Source organism: Hydrocarboniphaga sp. (genome assembly GCF_965279055.1).
GTDB lineage: Bacteria > Pseudomonadota > Gammaproteobacteria > Nevskiales > Nevskiaceae > Hydrocarboniphaga.
Map to the genome: position 1 here is coordinate 3300843 of NZ_OZ257125.1, position 22651 is coordinate 3323493.

The following is a 22651-nucleotide window of genomic DNA, read 5'->3' on the forward strand; positions in this document are numbered from 1 at the left end:
GCGTACTTTAGGCGGACTTCATATACCGACAAAGCCGCCGGTCTGACGCTGCCACAGGCGCGCATACAAACCACCGGCATTCACCAGCTCGCCGTGCCGGCCGCTCTCGACGATGCGGCCGTGTTCGAGCACGACGAGCCGGTCCATGCGCGCGATCGTCGACAGCCGATGCGCGATCGCGATCACGGTCTTGCCTTCCATCAACACGTCGAGGCTCTGCTGAATCACCGCTTCGACTTCGGAATCCAGCGCCGAGGTCGCCTCGTCCAGAATCAGGATCGGTGCGTCTTTCAGCAGCACTCTTGCGATGGCGATGCGTTGACGCTGGCCGCCCGAGAGTTTCACACCGCGCTCGCCGACATGCGCATCCAGCCCGCGACGGCCTTCGCCGTCTTCCAGCGTGGCGATGAACTCGTCGGCGCGCGCGCGGCGGATCGCGTTGTGCAGTGCCTCGTCGCTGGCATCGGGCGCACCGTACAGCAGGTTGTCGCGGATCGAGCGATGCAGCAGCGAGGTGTCCTGCGTGACCATGCCGATCTGCGAGCGCAGGCTTTCCTGCGTGAACGCAGCGATGTCCTGGCCGTCGATGCTGATGCGCCCGGTCTCAAGGTCGTAGAGCCGCAGCAGCAGGTTCACCAGCGTCGACTTGCCGGCGCCGGACGGCCCGACCAGGCCGATCTTCTCGCCGGCGGCGACGCGCAACTGCAGGCCGGCGATCACGCCGCCGGCGCGTCCGTAATGAAAGTGCAGATCGTCGAACGCGATCTCGCCGCGCGTCACCCTCAACGCCGGCGCAGCCGGCCGGTCTCGGACGCCGTGCGGCACGCAGATCGTGCTCATGCCGTCGCGCACGGTGCCGATGTTCTCGAAAATGCCGCTGATCACCCACATGATCCAGCCCGACATGTTGGTGATGCGGATGCACAGACCCACCGACAGCGCGATCGCGCCGCTGCTGACGTGGCCGCGACTCCACAGCCACAGGCCGAGACCGCCGGTGCCGACGATCAGCAGGCCGTTGAGCACGGTGATGGTGAAATCCATCGCCACGACGATGCGGCCCGACAGCCGCGACTTGTCGGTCTGCTCCTGCAGCGCGGCGCGCACATAGCGCTCTTCCAGATGCGTATGCGCAAACAGCTTCAGCGTCGCGATATTGGTGTAGCCGTCGACGATGCGGCCCATCAGCTTGGACGTGGCCTCGGCCGCGACCGTCGATCGATCGCCGACACGCGGCACGAAGTAGCGCATCGCCGCGGCGTAGCCGGCGATCCACAGCAGCAGCGGCAGGGCCAGTCGCCAGTCGGCCTGCGCGAACAGGAACACCGCGCTGCCGGCATAAATGATCACATACCAGATCGCGTCGACGGTCTGCACCGCCGACTCGCGCAGCGCCGAGCCGGTCTGCATCACGCGGTTGGCGATGCGCCCGGCGAAATCGTTCTGGAAAAATCCCAGGCTCTGGCGCAGCAGATAGCGATGGTTGTGCCAGCGCACGCGCGTGGTCAGGCTGGGCGCGATGGTCTGGTGCATCACCAGATCGTGCAGGCCGAACACGATCGGCCGCAGCAGCAGTGCGATCAGCGCCATCACCGCCAGTTCCAGCGCATGCTGCGCGAAGAAGACCCGCGGCGAGGCGGTCTGCACCCAGTCGACGATGCGGCCGAGAAAATCGAACAGCGCGACTTCGATCAGCGCGCCGATCAGGCCCAGCACCAGCAGCACCGCGAAACTCGGCCAGACCTGACGCAAGTAATGAACGTAGAACCGCGCCACCGTGGCCGGTGGCATGGTCTCGGCGGAGGCCGCGTCGACCGTTGCAAACGGATCGATGCGGTTCTCGAAGCGATCGAAAAGCCAGTGCTTCACAACACGTCCCTCACAGCAAAACGGCAAGGCCCCGCATCGCGCGGGACCTTGCCGGAGACGGTCCCGCGGGGCTCAACTCTTCAGCAGATCGCGCTTGGCGCCGGTGCGCAGGCGCAGGCCGTTGAGGCGGATGAAGCCTTCGGCGTCCTTCTGGTTGTAGGCGCCGCGATCGTCCTCGAACGTCGACAGCGTCGCGTCGAACAAGGTGTCCTTGCTGCGACGGCCGGCGTTGTAGACCGCACCCTTGTACAGCTTGAGCTTGACCTCGCCGTTGACGCGCGTCTGCGTGTCGTCGATCAGCGCCTGCAGCATGCGGCGCTCGGGGCTGAACCAGTAGCCGTTGTAGATCAGCTTGGCGTAGCGCGGCATCATTTCGTCTTTCAGATGCGCCTGTTCGCGGTCCAGGCACAGCGACTCGATCGCGCGGTGCGCCTTCAGCAGCACGCTGCCGCCCGGGGTCTCGTAGCAGCCGCGGCTCTTGATGCCGACATAGCGGTTCTCGACCAGGTCGAGGCGGCCGATGCCGTGCTTGCCGCCGAGCTTGTTGAGCGCGTCGAGCACTTCGAACGGCGACATCTTCACGCCGTTGACCGCGACCGCGTCGCCATTGTCGAATTCGATGGTGACGTATTCCGCCTCGTTCGGCGCTTCTTCCGGGTTCGTCGTCAGGCGCCAGATGCTGTCGTCCGGCGTCCACCACGGATCTTCCAGACCGCCGCCCTCATACGAAATGTGCAGCGCATTGGCGTCCATCGAGTACGGCGAGCCGCCGTCCTTCTTCTTGGCGATCGGGATCTGGTGCTTGGCCGCGTATTCGAGCAGCTTCTCGCGCGAGTTCAGATCCCATTCGCGCCACGGCGCGATCACGTTGACTTCCGGCCACAGCGCGTAGGCGCCGAGTTCGAAGCGCACCTGGTCGTTGCCCTTGCCGGTGGCGCCGTGGCTGATCGTGTCGCAGCCGGTCTGGCGCGCGATCTCGACCAAGCGCTTGGCGATCAGCGGACGCGCGATCGAGGTGCCGAGCAGGTACTCGCCCTCGTACACCGCGTTGGCACGGAACATCGGAAAGACGAAATCGCGGACGAACTCCTCGCGCAGATCGTCGATGAAGATTTCCTTGACGCCGAGCTGCTGCGCCTTGGGGCGCACGTGATCCAGCTCTTCGCCCTGGCCGATGTCGGCGGTAAAGGTCACGACCTCGCAGCCGTAGGTGTCCTGCAGCCACTTCAGGATGACGGAGGTGTCCAGGCCGCCGGAATAGGCGAGCGCGACTTTGCGGGGTTTGCTCATGACAGGGGAAACCGCGTGATGACTTCGGGGGCGCGGATTATAGGGTTTTTCCGCCGGCGATTTGCGCCCGAAGGAACGGTAGCAGATGCGCCTGCAGCCCTTGCGGGTTGTCGGCCATCGGCCAGTGGCCGCTGTCGGCCAGCACCTCGACGCGCGCATCCGGGAAGGCTTCACGCTGGCGCTCGGCGTAGCGCAGCGGGATGTAAGGGTCGTGCGCGCCCCAGACCACCAACGCCGGGATGCGCAGCGGCGCCAGCGCGGCGATCACCCGCTGCGACAGGCCGTCGATGTCGCCGGTGGCGCGATACAGCCGCAGCACCGCGCGGCGCGTGCCGGCGTCGTAGTCGTCGTACATGCGATCGACGAAGGCGCGCGGCAGGCCGCGCGGATTGCCGTGTTTCAGCAGCAGATGGAAGGCGCCGCGCGTCGCCAGCGCCTGGAACAGCTCGCCCAGCAGCGGCGTGCGCCAGATCTGCGCCAGGTAATGCCAGGAATAGCCCGGAAACACGCCGGTATTGACCAGCGTGACGCTGGCCAGCTGCTGCGGATGCGCCGCGGCCCAGGCCAGGCCCCAGGGGCCGCCGAAATCGTGCAGCACCAGATGCACGCGGCGCAGGCCGAGCTGCTCCAGCGCCGCGGCCAGGTGATCGGCGTAGCCGGCCACGGTGTAGTCGAAGCCGTCCGGCTTGTCGGCCCGGCCGAAGCCGGGCATGTCGAAGGCCAGCGCGCGGCCGAACTCGCCGGCGCCGGCGACCAGCCCCGCCCAGTCCCTTGATGAGCCCGGATTGCCATGGACGAACACCAGCGCCTCGTCGGCATCGGCGGGGCCGGCCTCGATGATCGGCGAGTTCAGGCCGCGGACGCTCAGCAGGCTGCTACGCAAGTTGTCGTTGCTCATGTCGCTCTCACCATTGCCGTGGCCGGCAGCCTACCGGGCCGACCGCGGGCGCGCGAGGCGATCCGCAAAGCCTTCGGCCCACAGGCCCAGGCCCCTGATTCCACAATGATAGTTCCGGCTGCACCGCGGCAAAAACGCGGCTGCGGCTATCATGCCGACCGTTCCCTGCGCTTGCCCCCCATGTCCGAGCAGTCCCCCGCACCGCGTATCGGTCACCGCTTCCGCGGCTTTTTGCCGGTGGTCGTCGATGTCGAAACCGGCGGTTTCAACAACCAGACCGACGCGCTGCTCGAAATCGCCGCGGTGATCCTGGGCGTGGACGAGAACGGCCTGCTGGTGCCCAGGCAGACGGTGTTTTCGCATATCGAGCCCTTCCCCGGCGCGAACATGGAAAAGGCCTCGATGGAGGTCAACGGCATCAAGGTCGACAACCCGCTGCGGCTGGCCAAGAAAGAGGCGGACGCGCTCGGCTATATCTTCAAACCGATCCGCCAGGCGGTGTCCGAGCAGGGCTGCACGCGCGCGATCCTGGTCGGCCACAACGCGCACTTCGACCTGGGCTTCCTGAACGCGGCGATCGCGCGCACCGGCGTCAAGCGCAGCCCCTTCCATCCGTTCTCGGCTTTCGACACGGTGTCGATCGCCGGCGCGATGCTCGGCCAGACCGTGCTCGCCAAGGCCCTGGTCGCGGCCGGCCTGCCTTACGACACGCGCGAAGCGCATTCGGCGATCTACGACGCCGAGCGCACCGCCGAGCTGTTCTGCCTGCTGGTCAACAAGATGCGGCCGCTGTACGACAGCCTGGTCGGCACGCAGCCGGCGCCGGCCGAGGTCTATGTCGATCCGCTGGATCCGCCGGTCGAAGGCTGAAGCCCTGCATCGCGTCGGGCTGAAGCCCGACGCGGTCGAAGACGAACTCATTGCAGCCCCGCAGCAGCCTCCCGCTTGCGCTGCATCATCCGCTCGCAGGACGTCGGCAGCAGCGCGCACAGGCGCGCATCGTCGACCTGGAAACGCCGCTGCAGCTGCAGCAGCGTCGGCAGGAATTCATCGGCCGCGGCCTGCGCATCTTCAACACCGTAGCCGCCGTTGATTTCGCCGAGCAGCCAGCCGACGTACCAGACGCCGAGACTGCGCGCGTCGTCCAGCGCGTCCTGCCGCCGCACCAGGCCTGCGCGCACTCGCACGCAGTCGGCGAATTCGCTGGCGCCGTCGTGATCGATCTGCTCGCCGCAGGGCCGCGCAAAGTCCGCGCCCTGCTGAATCGCCGCGTCGACGACCGAGGGCGCAGGCAAGGCAGCGGCAAGCGTCGGTTGCGCAGGCATCGGCTCCGCGGCACAGGCCGCCAACAGCATCGTCATCGCAAGGCAATACGCAGGTTTCATCAGACTGGAACGAATCGGCAACAGATCACCGCTAGTTTGCTCTCACTGCATTGCAGGGAATCACTCATCGCAACAGGGAGAGTCAGATGCGCCTACATACCATGCACACCGTGGCCCGCTGCGCGGCCGCCGCCTTGCTCGTCGCCGGTTCGACCGGCTTGGCGTTCGCCGCTGCCCCGGCACCGTTCAATATCAAAATCGTCGCGCTCAACGATTTTCACGGCAATCTTGCGCCGCCCGCCGGCACCACCACCGCGCCGAGCACCACCAGCCCGGGCACAACCGTGCGCGTGCCGACCGGCGGCATCGCCTTTTTGTCGACGCTGCTGCAGCAGATCAAGGCCGAGAACCCGCAGAACGCGGTCGTCGCCGCGGGGGATCTGATCGGCGCCTCGCCGCTGGTGTCGGCGCTGTTTCACGACGAGCCGACGATCGAAACCCTGAACCTGCTCGGCATCGACTTCGCCTCGGTCGGCAATCACGAGTTCGACAAGGGTACGTCCGAACTGACGCGCATGCAGAAAGGCGGTTGTTACAAGAAAGGCACGGTCGGCGTCGACACCTGCATCGTCGACGGCGGGTTCAACGGCGCCAACTTCAAATACCTGGCCGCCAACGTGGTAAAGGACAAGACCGGCGAGACGCTGTTTCCGGCCTACAAGACCAAGGAATTCACCAGCCCCGACGGCAAAAAAGCCAAAGTCGCGTTCATCGGCCTGGTGCTGGAGGGCACGCCGTCGATCGTCACGCCAGCCGGCGTCGCCGGCATGACGTTCAAGGACGAAGCCGACACCGTCAACGCTCTGGTGCCGACGCTGAAAGCCAAGGGCATCGAGGCGATCGTAGTGCTGATCCACCAGGGCGGCACCACCACCGGGCTGTACGACGACCCGGCCTGCCCGGGCTTCACCGGCGACATCAAGGGGATCGTCAATGCGCTGGATCCGGCGGTCGATCTGGTGATCAGCGGCCACACCCACCAGGCCTACATCTGCTCGGCAAAAGCCAAGGACGGCATCAAGGACATCCCGGTCACCAGCGGCGGCTTCTACGGCCGCATGCTCACCGACCTCGATGTCACGGTCGATCCGAAGACCAAGGACATCACCGCGGTCAGCGCGCACAACCTGCTGGTGGTCAACGACGGCTCGGCGACGGTGCCGCCGACCGAAGTACCGGCCGGCTACGTGACGCTGGCCAAGGACCCGGCCGAGCAGAACCTGATCGACACCTACAACGCGCTGGCCGCGCCGCTGGCCAACGCCAAGATCGGTTCGATCTCGGCCGACCTGCTGCGCGCCAAGAACGCGGCCGGCGAATCGCCGCTGGGCGACGTGATCGCCGATGCGCAGCTCGCCGCGACCGCGGCGCCGGAGTTCGGCGCCGCCAAAGTCGCATTCATGAACCCGGGCGGCATTCGTGCGGACCTGATCTACAACAACGCCTACTACACCGGTGAAGCAGCCGGTGATATCGCCTATGGCGAGGCCTTCAACGTGCAGCCTTTCTACAACACGCTGGTGACGATGACCCTGAGCGGCGCGCAGATCAAGGCAGTGCTTGAACAGCAGTTCGACAATCCCGCGGTCGGCCAGACGCGCATGATGGAAGTGTCCGGCGGCTTTGCCTACACCTACGACAACGCGCAGCCCACCGGCAGCAAGATCGTCGCCGGCAGCATCCAGATCAACGGCGTCACCGTCGACCCGGCGGCCAGCTATCGCGTCACCTGCAACAGCTTCATGGCCACCGGCGGCGACAACTTCACGACCTTCGCCAGCGGCACCAACCGCCTCGGCGGCGCGCTCGACATCGACGCGCTTTCGGATTACCTGAAGGCGAACTCGCCGGTGCCGCCGGGGCCGCAGAACCGGATCACGCGGATCAACTAAGGCCCGCAGCCGTAGTTAAAAGCCTGCCGGGATATCGTTACCCGGCAGGCTTTTTGTTGGGAGTACCCGTCGCGCAGTGAGCATCGCCCATTTCCCGGAGAGTCATTCAACTGAAGCCCAGGACATGTCTTCCATCGTGGGATAAGTCGTACAAGCGTCAGTTCCCTTGGCCTTGAGCTTCAAGCCGGTAGCTTTGGCGGACAAAGCAACTGACAACAGCCCCTTCCCGCCCGCGGCATTGACATCGAAGGCGAGCGAACTCGCATTGTCGCCGCTCATACAGGTGGCTAGTGTGCCAGTCAAAATGCCGCTAAAGGTAACAACGGCCTTTCCAGAAGCATCAACACGGACACTGCTGACAGTGGAATAGGCGTTGCCACTGGCGCTCGCTTCTGCCGACGAGAAGACCATCACGATGACTGCCACAAAATGCCCATAGTCAGTCGGCAGGCCCTTACCCAGAAAATTAGCAAATTTCATATTTTCACCGTTCAAGGCCTGGAAGAAACAACTCACGACATTGTGATTGTTGACGTAGCCATGCGCTGTCCATTCGGTTGGTTATCTCCTATGCAAACCGCAGCTACTGGAAATGAATGCCAACGCCGGTGCAGGTGGTGTCGGCATCGGCAATAACAAAAACAATCTTGCGCGAATTTGCCAAAGCTGCCAGCAGCCCAGAGTACACAGCCTTATTATTGTCGTAATTAGTCGATGCCCAAGTCAGCGGCACCCCGGACGGACAAGTCGCACTTGACTGATCTAGTTTTATTTTTATTCTCGCCGGCATAAAAGAGCCCTCCACATCCACAACAGTGCCGACTATTTGCTCATTCGCCATGCACGGAGCAGCCACGCATATGAGTACTGCCGCCAACATAGCCAGAGGGGGACAGCGAACCGGGATGAATCGTAGAACGCGCTTCTTTTTCACGTAAACCTCCTACTCCAATAGCAACGCGGTCCGCGCCGTTTTATTGATTTGCTGCACTAGCCATTTATAATAATAATTAGCGCAGAAATAAATAAAGCCACCAATAACAAGAGTGAGAGAATCCTGAATTGCGTTAATTTCTCTGGACTACAATGTGGAAATGAGTCGGAAAGAGATACAGAGAAACTCAAAGAAAGACGATTCAAATCAGTCCAGAAGCAAACAAAATGCTCCTTGCGGCGAGCGGCTTCGGAGGGCTGATTTTTATAAAGCCGGTACGCCATTGGGACCGCAATCAGAAAATATATTAGAACAAAAACGAATGGGGCGACTTCAATAATCATCACAACGGTCCCAGAAGGCTTATCGCATCAAACAAGTGAACCCACTCGACGACGAAAGTACCCATCTGTATTCGATTTCGCAGTCAGACAAACTCTCGAAAATTCGCTTCCGGATGCTGGAGTGAGCGACCCTCGCAGCAAGTCTGATCGAATTGTTTACTTAAAAGGTTCCTGGCCGATCTGCGGCGATAAAAAGCGAGACCTTTCTTTCAATGCGAGATAACGCGATTCAATTTGTGAGCGGCTGGAAAGCCGTCGTGTACTATGTCAGCTGCATCGTAACAAGCATAATCGGCAGGGGTTTTTGTCGCATATAGGCTCAAGATCAAGGCATACAGGGTTTTCTGCCCAATCGGAACATAGCACCAGACTCCATCAGATCTCAAAAAAGAGGCGGGTGACGAGGACTCTGTATCTTCCCACTCAGCGATGGATGTAATCGTCGCGTTGCTTACCTGCGTCCAGGCGTAAGATTGAAATGGGAATAAGCCCGCAAAAGAAAAGAGACAAAAAATAAAATTGAGTTTCATAAATCTCCCGTAATTGACCTCTCGTCAAAAGCATAAATCAATACAAAATCGATAGGGCCAGAGATCGTTGACTATTGGACGGAATCGGGGACAGACGACGTTTTCCATGTAAACCCCTATGCCAAGTGCAGCGCTGATTGCGCTACGTCATTGATCGATCGCTTCTTCGGCCTTCCGGGTTGTCCGGGGGCCGATCGGCGACCCAAGGCGAGCGATACCTCTTCTCGGAATTTCTCGTTGCCGAGTGCGAATCCAGCGTTGGCGGCCTGGTGGATTTCGTCCACCACGCCGGGTCGAGTTGTTGTCGAAACAGCTCCCGGTAGGTCGCTTGGCGGGGGCTCGGGCTCGCCGCCTAATGCGCGGTACAGCGGGTGCGACTGCACGATGTCGCTGGCCTGGCTTTGGCCTTGGTTGCGATAGCTCAACCAGAGGTAGTCCGCGGGGTGCTCGACCATTCCCGCTCGCACCGGGTTGAGTTCGATGTGGCGCTGGCAAGCCAGCAGGCAGTTCTCCGCATCCACCATCGAGGATCGGAACCGGCCTTCCCAGAGCGATCCGCTGCGGCGATAAACCCGGTTTACGTACTGCAGGTAGCGCTGGCCGAGTGGCTTCATCAGCGCCGATATGCCGGTGCTGCGCTGCGGGGTCATCAGCAGATGAACATGGTTGGTCATCAGGGCGTAGGCCTACACGGCGACTTGGTGCTTATTCGATAGCAGCGACAGGGGGTCGAGAAAGAAACCGTGATCATCATCCGCAGAAAAGCAGGCCGAACGGATTGTTGGTACCACGAATAACGTGGAAAGGGACTTCGGCAAGTTGAAGACCGGGTGGCGCGGCATCGGCGCAATAACTCTCAGCTTCCTTCGGGTCCAATCATCCCCAAACGTGGTCTGCACTTATTTTCCTCGCCGATTCAGAAATCACCGCGTTTCGTCAATAAGCACGGAGAACCAGTATGGAGGCAATATATTCAGCACCGATCCTTTGCTTTCATAAAACGGGAGCACACTCGCATCAACGACGTACTCAATCGTCATTAATTTACCACCCAGGGACAATCCAAATGAAGCACAAATAAATCGAATGGAGATAACTTCTTGCATGGGAGCATATTTTCTAAATGCAACGATTTCTCTAACTCCTGCCTTTTTCAGCGCAAGCAAGTTCTTTAAGCAGTCAGTTAAATCTTGCTCTGCTTGGCACTGTTCTTCTAAGCCTCCTTCTTTTAAATTAAATCGATCAACATCGGAATGATTCATCATGAAATTTGCCGCATATTCGAAATTCATTCGATGCTCGTCAAATATAGTTTTTGCACTGCGTTCATCGAAATCCTGAGCGCAAGCAGTTAAGCCTGCAAAAATACATAACAACATGACCGCACCGAGCTTAATGTCCTTCTGCATATCGCCATCCCGACAGCACAGCGGCTGAGTCGCCAGGTAGATCTCCAAAAGTCGCGCCAGCATCAACCTGATACTGTAGGTAGTCTACGTCCACAATTGGTGTAAATGGAGCTGAAAGTATATGTGAAGCTAGGGAGATACCGCTTCCGCCTGCTTGGAAAAACACTTGGTACATTCCTGCGCCCGTCATTGCCACATATGCAGAGAACCCAAATGCGTTGGCCACAACGCCAAAGTGGAAGTTTCCGAATTCCTGAAGTAGGTCGGCATTCAAGCCCGCATATTCAGGATTATTTTTGTAATCCCATTTACCACCTGTCTTCACTGCATCCCAAAACTCTCCTAATGTCATGCCCGCAGCTTCTTTAATGTTTGCTTCTAAGTCGATGCCCTTCCCAGTTCGGAGAATGTCACCATATCTACTCAACACCTTATCTCTGAATTGCGCATGCTGCTCATCGTTGTAAGCTCGTGAGAAAGCACCCGTAACCGCGCCATTTGCAAACTTTCCTCCACCGAGTTCTGAGGCTGTTCCACCTACGATCGCGGCCGCTGAGATCCGCGCCAGACGTCCTGTGGCGCCGAAATCTGATGAACGAATACCGTCGATTCCTGAAGAAAACGTTTGAGTAAAGCCGGCTGCAAGAAAGCCCTGATTAAATCGGCCACCGCTAACACGCGCTGAAATACCGCCTGCTACACCGTGCGCCGCAATTTTTGCTACGCGTAAAACGTCAACGTTGTATCCCTGCTTCGCCAGCGCTCCAAACCCAGAACCGATACCGAAAAAAGCCGCGGCAGTGGCCGCACCAATGAGTCCCGACTTTAGGTCTCCGCCGCTCGTAACTAGGCCGGCGGCAAATCCACCAAACATTTGGCCTGCAAGACCCCACGATCCTGGGACGGTTACCATAATCGCTACAGCAGCAATAAGGCGCCAGTTATCTTTAGCCCAATCGATAGCCTTACCGACTGCGTGAAAAACGTCCCCTATGCCGAAGAATCCCGTTGGATCTATGGCAGATAGGGGGTTATTCATTACGTAGCTGTATCGGTTGTAGCTTTGAAGGTTGTTGGGATCTTGGATGTTTGGATCGGGGGAGAGAAATCGCGCAATGGTCGAGTCGTAGACCCGTCCGCCCATGTGAATGAGCCCAACTGTGTCCAGCATCTCGTGGCCGGTATACCCCTTCAGCGTCGCGAAGTTGTAGCTCGACGGGCTGGCGGCTCCGCTGTCGTCGCGCCGCTTGCCCCAGCGGTCGTAGCCGAAGCCGGGTGAGCTGGTGGACAGCGCCAGGTTCTGGCCCGCGGTGTTGCTCATTGCGTCCACGCTGCCGAGCTTGTCGGTGTGCACGTACAGCGTCGTGCGCGTGGCCGCGCTCGGGTAGTAGCTCACCTGGGCCACTACGCCCGTCGGTGCGACGATGTGCTCGCGGTATTCGTCGCCGCTGCTGGTGGTATGCCGCTCGGAGTAGGCGTTGAGGTAGACGATCGTGCGGTTGCTCAGGCCCGATGAATACGAGGTCTGGCGCAGCTTTTCTCTCGATGGGCCGTAGACGAAAGTGGCCCAGGCGCTGCCGGTGCTGCCCTTGGTGACCTGGGTCGGCAGGTTGTAGCTGGCCCAGGCGTAGCTGCGGATGTTGGAGTCGCCGGTGCTCGACAGCATGTTGCCATTGGCGTCGTAGTCGTAGACGCTGTTGGTGGTCGCGGTGCCGCGGACCGCGTGCGGCTTGTTCGTCGCCGTATAGGTGTAGGCGCCAACGCCCTGGTTGTAGGCAATGTTACCGATGGCGTCGTAGTCGGCGTTCTTGGTCGTGGTCGTACCCGCCGCCGTCAACGTCGTCACGTCGACCCGGTTGAGCTTGTCGTAGGTGCTGGACTCAGAGTACGACAGGCCGCTGATCAGGTTCTCGCGCAGCGTGGTGTTGCCGTTGGCGTCCCAGTCGTAGTGCCAGTTCTGGATCGAGTTGCCGGAGCCTGCCTGCAGCATTTCCACCTGACCGACCGCCGGGTCGCGGTAGACCGCGTTGACCACGCCGTTGCCCTGCGTGTACTGCGCCACCTTGCCCCATTCGTCCCAGCTGTCGGCGCGCCAGTACAGCGGACCGCTGGCGCTGCTCTGCCGCAGTTCGCTCAGCGCACCGTTGGCGTTGTAGAGGTGCTGCAGAATCAGGCCCGACGGATAGGTCAAAACATCGAGGCGGTTCTTGCTGTCGTAGGCGTACTGCGTTGGCGCCTGGACGCTGCCGGCGACGGTCAGAGTCTCCTTCTGCAGATTGCCGACCGCGTCGTATTCCAGCGTCTTGCGGGACAGCTCGGCATTGCTCGGGCTGGTCTGCACCGCGTCGCTCAGCGCGCCTTTCCAGCGCGTGTCGTAGGTCCAGGTGGTTTTGCCTTCGAGTTCTTCGCGCTTGGTCATGCGGCCCAAGCCGTCGTAGCTCATCTTGACGGTCTGAGCCTTGGCGTCGGTCTGCGTTATCAGCTCGCCCAGGCCGTTATAGGCGTAGGACCAGTTGCCCATGTCCGGATCCGACATCGCAATCTTGCGGCCGCGCTGGTCGTACTGCAGCGCCACGGCGTTGCCGGCCGGATCGATCGTCTTGGTGAGATTGTCGTAGGGGTCGTACTCGTACTTCAGTTCCTGCCCCAGGTCGTTCTTGACCGATACGACCTTGCCAAGGACGTTGAGTGTCTGTGTGGTGTTGGCACTCCGCGGGTCGGTCACGACCGTCGTCAGACCCCGGTAGGCGGTGGTGACGACACGGCCCTCGGGCTCGCCCGCCTTGGCTGGCGACGTGGCCTGGTAGGGGCGCCCGATGGCGTCGTACTGGGTCTTGACCCAAAAGGTCTGCGAGCTGTTGTCGTAGCGCGGCACGGACACCTGCGACACGCGGCCCAGCGCGTCGTACTGCGTCAGCGCATACAGCCAGCGGCCGTCCGGGCCGAGCGTGGCGCGGCGGATCTCGCGCTCCAGGCGGTCGTAGACGACCACGCTGCGCGTGCCGCTGGAAGCCTGGGTCTCAACCGCGAACAGGCCCTTGGTTTCTCCGAAGCACAGGTCCGCCCGGTCGGGGCACCACTGCCGCAGAACGTCGCTGACGATGTACTTGTCGCTCTGGATGAAACTGCTGCCGGCAGCGCGGCCGAAGCTGTCGTAGCTGAGGGTGCTGACCAGATTGTTGGCGTCGGTGCTCTTGAGCACGTTGCCGGTGGCGGCATCGAACTCGCGCGTAGCGCATTGGCTCAGCGCGTTGCAGGACTTGGTGTTGAAGCGCCGGTAATAGGGAGACGCCGACGAGAATTCGTTGGTGGTGGTTCGCGAAATCAGTGTCGGTGTGCCCGAGGCATTCGGTGCATACGCGTAGACGATGGTCTTGGTGATGTTGCCGGTACCGTCGCTGCGGCCGTAAGTGGTCCGCAGATAGTCGTAGGTGCCGACACGGTCCGGCTCGACCAGTTCTTCGCTCAACAGACCGGTGGCGGTGCTGTACACGAATCCCGAGGTACGGCTCTTGCTCTCACCCTTGTCGTTGGTGCGTGTGACGTCGGTGCGCGTCAGGCGGCCGATGTACCAACCCGACGACGTGTAGTTGGCGAAGGTATTGGTCGTCGCCGTTTCAAATCGGGTCGCGGCGCCTTCGTCGCCCTGATAGACGGTGACCTTGGAGGAGCGCAGGTTGCCGTAGGTCGCGTAGTCGCTGTAGTTGTAGTTGTAGGTCGAGACGGTGGTGGACACCAGGCCGGCATAACCGGATGTGACCTCGTATTGCCGGGACGTGCTCTTGGAGGCGTATGGGAAGCTGGCCCCCTGCGATACGGCAATGGTCGAGTACACATTGTCTGCTGACGAAATCAGGGTGCCGCTGCTGGCAATCTTGCGCTCGACGTGTTTTGCGAGACCTATATAGGGGAAGTCCTGCCGATACGTGGTGGCCTCCAGAATGCCGGTCTGCTCGTCCTGGATTTCGGTTCGGCTGAAGCCGAGCGGCCCACGGCCACGGATATCGAGGCGCGAGCCGTAGTAGCGGTAAGCCACTGAACGCGTCGGCTGATCCTGCGCTTCGGTGGTATGGCGTGCCACGACGTACTGCGGCACATTCAGGCGGCGGACCACGCCCGGGTAGGTCGTGGCCTCGGGATCGTCGGCGTAGACATCGGTCGACGTCAGCGGCTTGTATTCGATACCGACCTTGGCGCCGAAGCCGCCGGTGATGGCGGCAACCCGCAGATTCGACGCACCGGTGAAGCGCGCCATCCGAATCGTCGCGTTGTTACTCGAATCCTTCGAGAAAACACCGAGGTCGACTTTGCCGTCGCCGTCGTAATCTGCCGGATTGAGATAGAAAGTCGATGGTACGTTGGTGAATGCCGAGGTCAGCGTCTCGGAACTCGTAAACAGGCCGTTGCCGCTGCCCGCCGCCATGACGACGTCGTGAGGAGAGGACTGGTCGAACCAGGCGATGTCGACGACGCCGTCGCCGTCGTAATCAGCCGCCGCCGGCCGCCAGCTTCCCGATCCGGTCAACGCCAGATTCGCCGAGACCTGCACGGTGGAGAATGTGCCCCGGCCTGTCGACAGCAAGGCATAGTGATAAGCCATACTCCCGCTGGTCTTGACGAAAACCAAGTCGGCATAACCATCGCCATTGGTGTCGCCGATGATCGGCGCGTACTGGGTGACGTTGTAGCTGAGGATCTTGCCGGCGTTGGTGCAAGGCCCCAGGTCGACGCAGGTCCAGGCGTAGACGCCGTCGCTGGCCGCCTTCAGCAACATAATGTCGATCTTGCCGTCACCGTTGAAATCCGCGGCGTAAGGCACGTAGCCGGTCTGGTCGCCAGCGGCTGCCAAATCCCAGGTCGAGCCCGACTGCCAGCCAGTGCCCGTCGTATAAACCTTGCGCCACTGGAAGCCCGACGCCGTGTTGCTGATCAGCAGGATGTCGTCCTGGCCGTCGCCGTTGATGTCGCCGGCGACCATTTGCGTGACCGATGGAGTCGCTGCGGCTGTCACGGCCGAGCGTTGGCAATTGGGCGGACAGCCGCCGGGAGGGCCGCCCGCGCCGGCACTGCAGGTACCGCCCGAAGCCGCATCGAGGCTGCCGCCGACCAGCGCACTCACTGTGTACGTAGCGGCGCCCGGCCGAAAATAAAGCGGATTGCCGCAGGGCAGTTCGTCGTAGAACAGCGCCGCATCCACCAAGCCGTCGCCGTTGAAATCACCGAGCGCCCATTTGGCGTCGCCGGTCGGCAGGTCATTGATGGTCGATGAGTTGATCTTGGCGGAGCCGCCAAGACCCCCTTTCGGAAACACCGAGAAGGTCGAACTGCCATCGGCGGCGCGCAAAATCGCCAGATCGCCGTAGCCATCGCCGTTGACGTCGGCCGGGACGTACTGGAATTTGTCGTTGCCGTAGGTGCCGGCGCTGGAATTGACGACGGCGCCATATCCGCTGCCGATGGCCGGCGCCCAGACAAAGCTGCTGGTCGGCAGGCAGGCCGTGCCGGCCACGCTCTTGCGGCCGGCGCACTCCTGCACGCTGGTGAGCGCATAGCGGCTCATCGACATCGTCTTGGAGCCGACCGTGGTCACGGCTCCCGGCCTGGCCGCCGCACGCGCGGGCCTTGGAATCGCGCAGCGGCTGCCCGTGCAGGGGGGCGGCTCTGTGCCCGGCGGCTCCGGATCATCGGCGTCGGCCGGGCTGTTGTAGATGAAGTTCCAGGAGCGGACGATCTGGCTACCGCTGTTCACGGAGGCTTCGATCGAACCCAGAATGTAGTTGCGGGTGAAGTAAGTACCGTACATGTAGCCGCCGGCGACGTAGCCGGAGCGCGACTTGTATTGGAAGTTGACGCGCAAAGTCGCGGGCAGCCCCGCGGCGGCATTGCCACCATAAGTAATCTGCTTGATCCGATAGCTGTCCGGATACAGGTCGTACTCGTAGTCAATCGAGTTGCCGACCGAATCCTCGGTCCGCTTCAACAGCCAGACGTAGATGCCTGGTGTACCCGACCACACCGCGGTACCGCTGCTGCCATAAGTCATCTTTAGGCCGGACTTGGTTTCTACTGTCCAGCCCGCCGGATTGCCCGCAGTGCCGTCGACCGATTTGATTCGGCTGAACGACTCGATCTCGGTCACATAAGAGGCATTGACGGACCCGTAGGTAGCGGTCGTCAGCAGACGTTGACCGTCTAGACAGAAACGGTCCCAGGTATCGAAATCGACGCCGTCGGACGAAGCGTCCACGGCGATCGTCGAAGGACAGCGCGCGATCTGCGACAAGCCCGAAACACCAAAGCCGAGCCCCATCGTCGCGTCGGGACCTGAAGAGCTGTATTCGATCGCCAGTTGCGGGGTCATGCCGCCCAGGCCGGGCGGCAGGCTCAGCGGCATGCGATAGCTGGCGCCGCCGCCGGGCGTTGCCTGGAATGCGCCCGCCGTGGAACCCACCGCCACTTCGCCGCTGGATCCTGAACCGCCGTCATCCTCGGGCTGGCCGAAGCTGCCGCCGGTGGTCGCCATATGAATGGTTTCGACGACACCCGCGCGAGAGGTCAGCAGGTCAGCCCGGCCATCGTTGTTGGCTTTCACCAAGTCGACGTCGAGCCCGCTTTGTCCAAGGTCGATGCCGATATCAATGGCATTGAGCCGCTGCCGCAATTGCGGCACCCCGTCGGTCGCCGACGTCGCCATCAGCACGCTGATGCCGTTGACGGCTTTGGCGCGGATCAGCAGTTCCAGCGAGCCGTCGCCGTCGGTGTCGCCGAAGATCAGTTCGTGGGTACCCGCCTGCCAGATCGGGTTCGACAGAGTCGCAGCAGAAGGATTGAGCTGGATCGAATAGGTGCCGTCGGAATTCGACAGCACCACGAAGCTGTTGCGCCAGCGCAACAGGACCGGAATCAAAACGTCGTAATCGACCAGCACGAACTGGTGATTGGCCTTCAACAGCAGATCGGGATAACCGTCGCCGTTGATGTCGCCGCTAAAGACGTCGTAACCGGCGTCGTACAGTCCGTTCTGATACTGCGCCGGGACAGCGGCGCCTGCATTGCCTGCCCAGAAGCACAACAGCAGCGCGATCGACTTGAAGCATGCGACCACGCCCGCCCGATTCCATTCGCGCACTTAGATCCCCCGATCCGTGAATCTCCGCTGGCGGCGCTGCTGGCGACCCGAATGATCAAAGCTTCGGTTACCAGCAGCAAAACCGCCTGCCCTCCCTGTGCATCCAGTAATTGCTTTGTCGCCCGGAAACTATAGCGATTGCTGCGAATCACTTCACACTTTCTGCTCGCCAGCGCCAGCCAAAGTCCGGCCTTTTGAAGCTCAGTCGCGGACGGGGTCCGCTCCTACAACTGCCGCTATTGCGTCTGCGACCGCCAGCCGCCGCCCAGCGCCTGATACAGCTGCACGCTGGCATTTAGCGTATCCAGCCGCGCCTGCGACAGCGCGAGCTTGGCGGTGAACAGGTCGCGGTCGGCGTTGATCACGTCGAAGTACGAGGAGTAGCCGACCTTGTAGCGGGCCAGCGCGATCTCGTGCGCGTTGTTCTGCGCCGTGACCAGGGCCGATTGCGCGGCCTCGTACTCGGCCGATTTCTGCCGCGTCACCAGCGCATCGGCGACTTCGCGGAATGCAGTGCGTACGGTTTTTTCGTAATTCAGCAGCGCCGCGCGGCGGCCGGCATCGGCGTAATCCACCTGGTACCGATTGCGATCGGCGTCGAGCAGCGGCTGCAGCAGGTTCACACCCACCGACCAGTTCTCGGCCGCGCTGGTGAACAGGTTCGACATCTTCGGCGACAGGCTGCCGTAGTCGGCGCTGAGTGAAATCGTCGGAAACAGTGCGGCCTTGGCGATGCCGACCTGCGCGTTGGCGGCAACCAGCGACTGCTCCGCTTCGCGCAGATCCGGCCGGCGTTCCAGCAGGGTCGAGGGCAGGCCCGCCGGAAGATCCGGTGCGATCGGCGCCAGGCCGACTTCGCGCGGAGAGCGCGCGATCGCATTCGGATTGCCGCCGAGCAGCAGGCTCAGGCCGTTCTCGGTTTGCGCGATCTGCTTCTCCAGCAGCGGCACATTGGCCTGCGCGGTAGCGAGCTGCGCCTGCGCGGTGTTGACGTCGAGACCGCTGACGGTGCCGCGATCGAACTGCGCCTGAGTCAGATCGAGGAAGGACTTGCGTGAATCGACAGTCGCGCGCGTGATCTGCAGCTGCTCGTCCAGCGCCAGCAAAGTGAAGTACTGCGAAGCCACCGATCCGACCAGTGTTACCAGCACGGTTTCGCGCGCTGCTTGCGACGACAGCAGCTCAGCTCGCGCCGCTTCGCGCGTGCGCCGGATGCGGCCCCAGAAATCCAGCTCCCAGGCCAGTGCCGCCGACACCGACGAGCTGTTGAACGTACGATCGCTCGCAGTGGTTTCGTAGGCCGAAACACGCTGCTTGCCGGTGGTTCCGCCGACGCTGATCTGAGGCAGCAGCTGATAGCCGGTAGCGCCGAGACTGGCGCGCGCCTGCTCGACGCGCTCCACCGCGATGCGCACGTCGAGATTGTTTTTCACCGCGCTGGCGACCAGCGTCGCCAGCACCGGATCGCGGTACACGTCCCACCAGCCGAGATCGCCGAAGGACTGCGCTGCCGCAGTCGTCGTGTCGAGGCGGAATTGCGCTGGCGTTTCGATCGCCGGGCGCTGGTAGTCCGGGCCCATCGCGCAGCCGGCGAGCAAGGCCGTCAACAATACGTAGCCCGGGTGAAACCCGGGATTGTTGTGCCTGATCGAGCGCGCCATCCCGGGTTTCACCCGGGCTACGAGGCGTTTCATCAGCGAGCCTCCCCTTGCGGCCTACGACTGAAACGTTCGCTCAGCCCCTGAATCAGCACGTAGAACACCGGGATGATGAAGATACCGACGATGGTGGCGGCGAGCATGCCGAACACCACGGCGGTGCCGAGCACGCGGCGCGCGCCGGCGCCGGCGCCGGTGGCGATCACCAGCGGCATCGTGCCGAGAATGAAGGCCAGCGAGGTCATCAGGATCGGCCTGAGGCGCAGACGCGCCCCTTCCACTGCGGCGTCGATCAGCGGCATGCCGCGCTCGTGCGCGAGCTTGGCGAATTCGACGATCAGGATCGCGTTTTTCGCGGCCAGACCGATCAGCATGACCAGGCCGATCTGCGCGTAGATGTCATTGGCCATGACGCGTGCCGCAAGCCCCAGATACGCGCCGAACACCGCGAACGGAATGCCGAGCAGCACCGCGAAAGGCACGGCCCAGCTTTCGTATTGCGCGGCCAGCACCAGGAACACGAACAGCAATGCCATTCCGAAAATATACGGCGCCTGCCCGCCCGATTTGATCTCCTGATAGGTCACGCCGGTCCAGTTGTAGGTGTAGCCCGCGGGCAGGTCCTGCGCGAGTTCTTCCATCACTTTCACCGCCTCGCCCGAGCTGTAGCCTGGCGAGGCCGAGCCATTGATCGTCGCGGCGCGGAACACGTTGTAGCGCTCGATGTATTCCGAGGTGCTGTTGGTCTTGATCGACACCAGCGTCGACAGCGGCACCATGTCGCCTCCGGACGTACGCACGTACAAGTGATTCACTGCTTCGGGCGACGCACGGAATCTGCCTTCGGCCTGCGCGGTCACGCGGAAAGTGCGGCCGAACAGGTTGAAGTCGTTGACATAGCTGCCGCCGAGAAAAGTCTGCAGCGACCCGAAGATGTCCGACAGAGGAATGCCGAGCGTCTTGGCGCGCTCGCGATCGATCACGTATTCGATCTGCGGCGAGTTGGCGTTGTACTGCGAGAACACCCGCGTCAGCTCGGGGCGTTTCGCCGCACGGCCGAGGAAGTCCTGCAGCACGACGTTGAAGTTTCTGATGTCGTTGCCGCTGCGATCCTCGAGCACGAACTCGAACCCGCCGGCGGTGCCGATGCCCGGTATCGACGGCGGATTGAGCACGATGAAATTCGCGTCCTGAATTTTCGACAGTGCACCGCTGAGCCGCCGGACCAGCGTCAGTGCGGAGTGCTCGACGCCGGGCCGGTCGTGCCAGGGCTTGAGCGTGATGAAGATCGTCGCGTTGTTCGGCGAGTTGACGCCGGTCAGCAGGTTGAAGCTGACCAGCGACACCATGTCCAGCGTCTCGTCCTGCGCATGCACGATCTGCCGCGCCTGCTCGACGACCTGGAGCGTGCGCTGCTGCGTCGCCGCCGCGGGCAGGTTCACCGCCATGATCAGATAGCCCTGGTCCTCGTCCGGCAGGAAGCCGGCAGGTCGTGTCGTCAGCAGCCACAGCGCCGCCAGCGTCAGCGCGACGAAGATCGCCATCGCGATCACCGAGCGCCGGATCGCCGCCTGCACGGTGCGGCTGTAGCCGTTGGTGAGCCGCTTGAAGCCGCGATTGAAAGCACCGAAGAAACGACCGAGCAGACCCTTGTGCTCGGTCTCCGCCGGCGGCTTTAGCAGCAGCGCACACAGCGCCGGCGTGAAGGTCAGCGCGACCAGCGCCGACAGCAGCACCGACACCGACAGCGTCAGCGCGAACTGCTTGTAGAACTGCCCGGTGAGGCCCGGCAGAAACGCCACCGGCACGAACACCGCCGACAGCACCAGCGCGATCGCGATCACCGGGCCGGTGACGTCGGCCATCGCGGCGCGCGTCGCCTCCTTCGGCGACATCTTGTGCTCGATCATTTTCTCGGTGACCGCCTCGACGACGACGATCGCATCGTCGACAACCAGGCCGATCGCCAGCACCAGCGCGAAAAGCGTGAGCGTGTTGATCGAGAAACCCAGCGCGACGAACACCGAGAACGTGCCGATCAGCGCCACCGGCACCGCCAGCATCGGGATCAGGGTGGCGCGCCAGCTTTCCAGAAACACGAACACCACCAGCAGCACCAGCAGCACCGCGATGACGAAGGTGTGCTGCACCTCCTTCACCGATTCGGTGACGAACAGCGTGGTGTCGAAAGGCACCACGTATTCGATGCCCTGCGGAAACGTCTTCGACAAATCGGCCATCGCCGCGCGCACGCGCTTGGCCACGTCCAGCGCGTTCGCGTCCGGCAGCTGGTAGACCGCGATCATCGCCACCGGCTCGCCGTTGAGCAGCGAGGAGCGGCCATAGTCGGTGGCGCCGAGTTCGATACGCGCCACGTCTTTCAAGTGCACCACCGAGCCGTCGACGCGCGCGCGCAGTACGATGTTCTCGTATTCGGACGGCTCGGAAAGCCGGCCTTGCACGCGCACGGAATACTGCTTCTGCTGGCCGGATGGCACCGGCTCGGCGCCGATGCTGCCGGCCGGCGCGACCACGTTCTGCTCGGTCAGCGCGGCGCTGATGTCCTGCGTGGAAATACCGAGCCGTGCCATCTTGTCCGGGTCGAGCCAGATGCGCATGCCGTAGTCGCGCGCGCCCAGCACCACCACCTGGCCGACGCCGGGCACTCGCGCCAGCGCGTCGTAGACGTTGAGCGTCGCGTAGTTGCTGAGGAACAGATAGTCGTAGCGTGGATCGGTGGCCTTGAGTGCGGCGATCATCAGCACCTGCGGCTGGCGCTTGAACACGGTGACGCCGCTGCGCGTGACATCGGTCGGCAGCTGACGCTGCGCGATCGACAGCCGGTTCTGCACATCGACCGCAGCCAGGTCCTGGTCGGTGCCGATATCGAAGGTGATGTTCAGCGAGTAGCTGCCGTCGTTGGCGCTCTTGCTGTCCATGTACAGCATGTCCTTGACGCCGTTGACCTGCTGCTCGATCGGCGCGGCGACGGAGGCTTCGACCGTGGTCGCATCGGCGCCCGGGAAGCTGGCGGAGACGACCACCGACGGCGGCGTGATCGGCGGAAAGCGCGCGATCGGCAACTGCGTCAGCGCGATGCCGCCGGCCAGCGTGATGATGATCGACAGCACCGTCGCGAAGATCGGGCGGTCGATAAAAAAGTTGACCATGGCCTTAGTGCTCGACGACGGCAATGAAGACGCGGCGGAAATTCCGTTCGCCCCGAGTAGCCCACTTCAGTGGGCGTATCGAGGGGTCGGACGTGTTCGTGTCCCTCGATACGCCGCGAGCGGCTACTCGGGACGAACGGAGT

General features: G+C 62.3%; 13 protein-coding genes. 2 read left to right on the plus strand and 11 right to left on the minus strand.

All coding sequences use genetic code 11. From position 1 onward, the window contains the following. Positions 1–18: 18 nt before the first annotated feature. The 3 genes from ACQZF9_RS14945 to ACQZF9_RS14955 all read right to left on the minus strand — a co-directional run bounded on the left by ACQZF9_RS14945 (position 19) and on the right by ACQZF9_RS14955 (position 4057). Positions 19–1869 carry an ABC transporter ATP-binding protein gene (locus ACQZF9_RS14945; RefSeq protein ID WP_428309758.1) on the minus strand — a complete coding sequence of 617 codons (1851 nt, stop codon included), beginning with the start codon at positions 1867–1869 and terminating at the stop codon, positions 19–21. 72 nt (positions 1870–1941) lie between these two features. Further along, positions 1942–3159, minus strand: coding sequence for an argininosuccinate synthase (locus ACQZF9_RS14950; RefSeq protein ID WP_428309759.1), 1218 nt, complete (start codon positions 3157–3159; stop codon positions 1942–1944). 37 nt (positions 3160–3196) lie between these two features. Continuing rightward, positions 3197–4057, minus strand: a complete 861-nt coding sequence (locus ACQZF9_RS14955; RefSeq protein ID WP_428309760.1) for an alpha/beta fold hydrolase — start codon at positions 4055–4057, stop codon at positions 3197–3199. A 180-nt stretch (positions 4058–4237) separates the two neighbouring features. Here ACQZF9_RS14955 and rnt point away from each other — a divergent pair, with 180 nt between their 5' ends. After that, positions 4238–4927 carry a ribonuclease T gene (gene rnt, locus ACQZF9_RS14960; RefSeq protein ID WP_428309761.1) on the plus strand — a complete coding sequence of 230 codons (690 nt, stop codon included), beginning with the start codon at positions 4238–4240 and terminating at the stop codon, positions 4925–4927. 47 nt (positions 4928–4974) lie between these two features. On the opposite strand, the gene ACQZF9_RS14965 is transcribed toward rnt, so the two are convergent. Beyond that, entirely contained in the window at positions 4975–5382 is a 408-nt protein-coding gene (locus tag ACQZF9_RS14965) for a hypothetical protein (protein WP_428309762.1), read from the minus strand. A 146-nt stretch (positions 5383–5528) separates the two neighbouring features. On the opposite strand from ACQZF9_RS14965, the gene ACQZF9_RS14970 reads away from it, so the two are divergent. Continuing rightward, positions 5529–7334 (plus strand): bifunctional metallophosphatase/5'-nucleotidase, encoded by a 1806-nt coding sequence (locus ACQZF9_RS14970; RefSeq protein ID WP_428309763.1) that lies wholly within the window; start codon positions 5529–5531, stop codon positions 7332–7334. A 102-nt stretch (positions 7335–7436) separates the two neighbouring features. On the opposite strand, the gene ACQZF9_RS14975 is transcribed toward ACQZF9_RS14970, so the two are convergent. From ACQZF9_RS14975 to ACQZF9_RS15005, 7 genes are all read right to left on the minus strand, one after another. After that, positions 7437–7850, minus strand: coding sequence for a hypothetical protein (locus tag ACQZF9_RS14975; RefSeq protein WP_428309764.1), 414 nt, complete (start codon positions 7848–7850; stop codon positions 7437–7439). A 67-nt stretch (positions 7851–7917) separates the two neighbouring features. Next, positions 7918–8268, minus strand: coding sequence for a hypothetical protein (locus tag ACQZF9_RS14980; RefSeq protein ID WP_428309765.1), 351 nt, complete (start codon positions 8266–8268; stop codon positions 7918–7920). 990 nt (positions 8269–9258) lie between these two features. Then, the gene (locus ACQZF9_RS14985) at positions 9259–9816 is read right to left on the minus strand and encodes a transposase (protein WP_428309766.1); all 558 of its coding nucleotides are present in this window, start codon (positions 9814–9816) and stop codon (positions 9259–9261) included. A 249-nt stretch (positions 9817–10065) separates the two neighbouring features. Further along, positions 10066–10551, minus strand: coding sequence for a hypothetical protein (locus ACQZF9_RS14990; protein WP_428309767.1), 486 nt, complete (start codon positions 10549–10551; stop codon positions 10066–10068). Continuing rightward, positions 10535–17680, minus strand: coding sequence for an FG-GAP-like repeat-containing protein (locus ACQZF9_RS14995; protein ID WP_428309768.1), 7146 nt, complete (start codon positions 17678–17680; stop codon positions 10535–10537). Before ACQZF9_RS14995 ends, ACQZF9_RS14990 begins: the two co-directional genes overlap by 17 nt. Positions 17681–17916: 236 nt before the next feature. Next, on the minus strand, positions 17917–19374 hold the full coding sequence (locus tag ACQZF9_RS15000) for an efflux transporter outer membrane subunit (RefSeq protein WP_428309769.1): 1458 nt from the start codon (positions 19372–19374) through the stop codon (positions 17917–17919). Continuing rightward, positions 19374–22508, minus strand: coding sequence for an efflux RND transporter permease subunit (locus ACQZF9_RS15005; protein WP_428309770.1), 3135 nt, complete (start codon positions 22506–22508; stop codon positions 19374–19376). The genes ACQZF9_RS15000 and ACQZF9_RS15005 overlap by 1 nt, the downstream gene beginning before the upstream one ends. Positions 22509–22651: the final 143 nt, after the last annotated feature.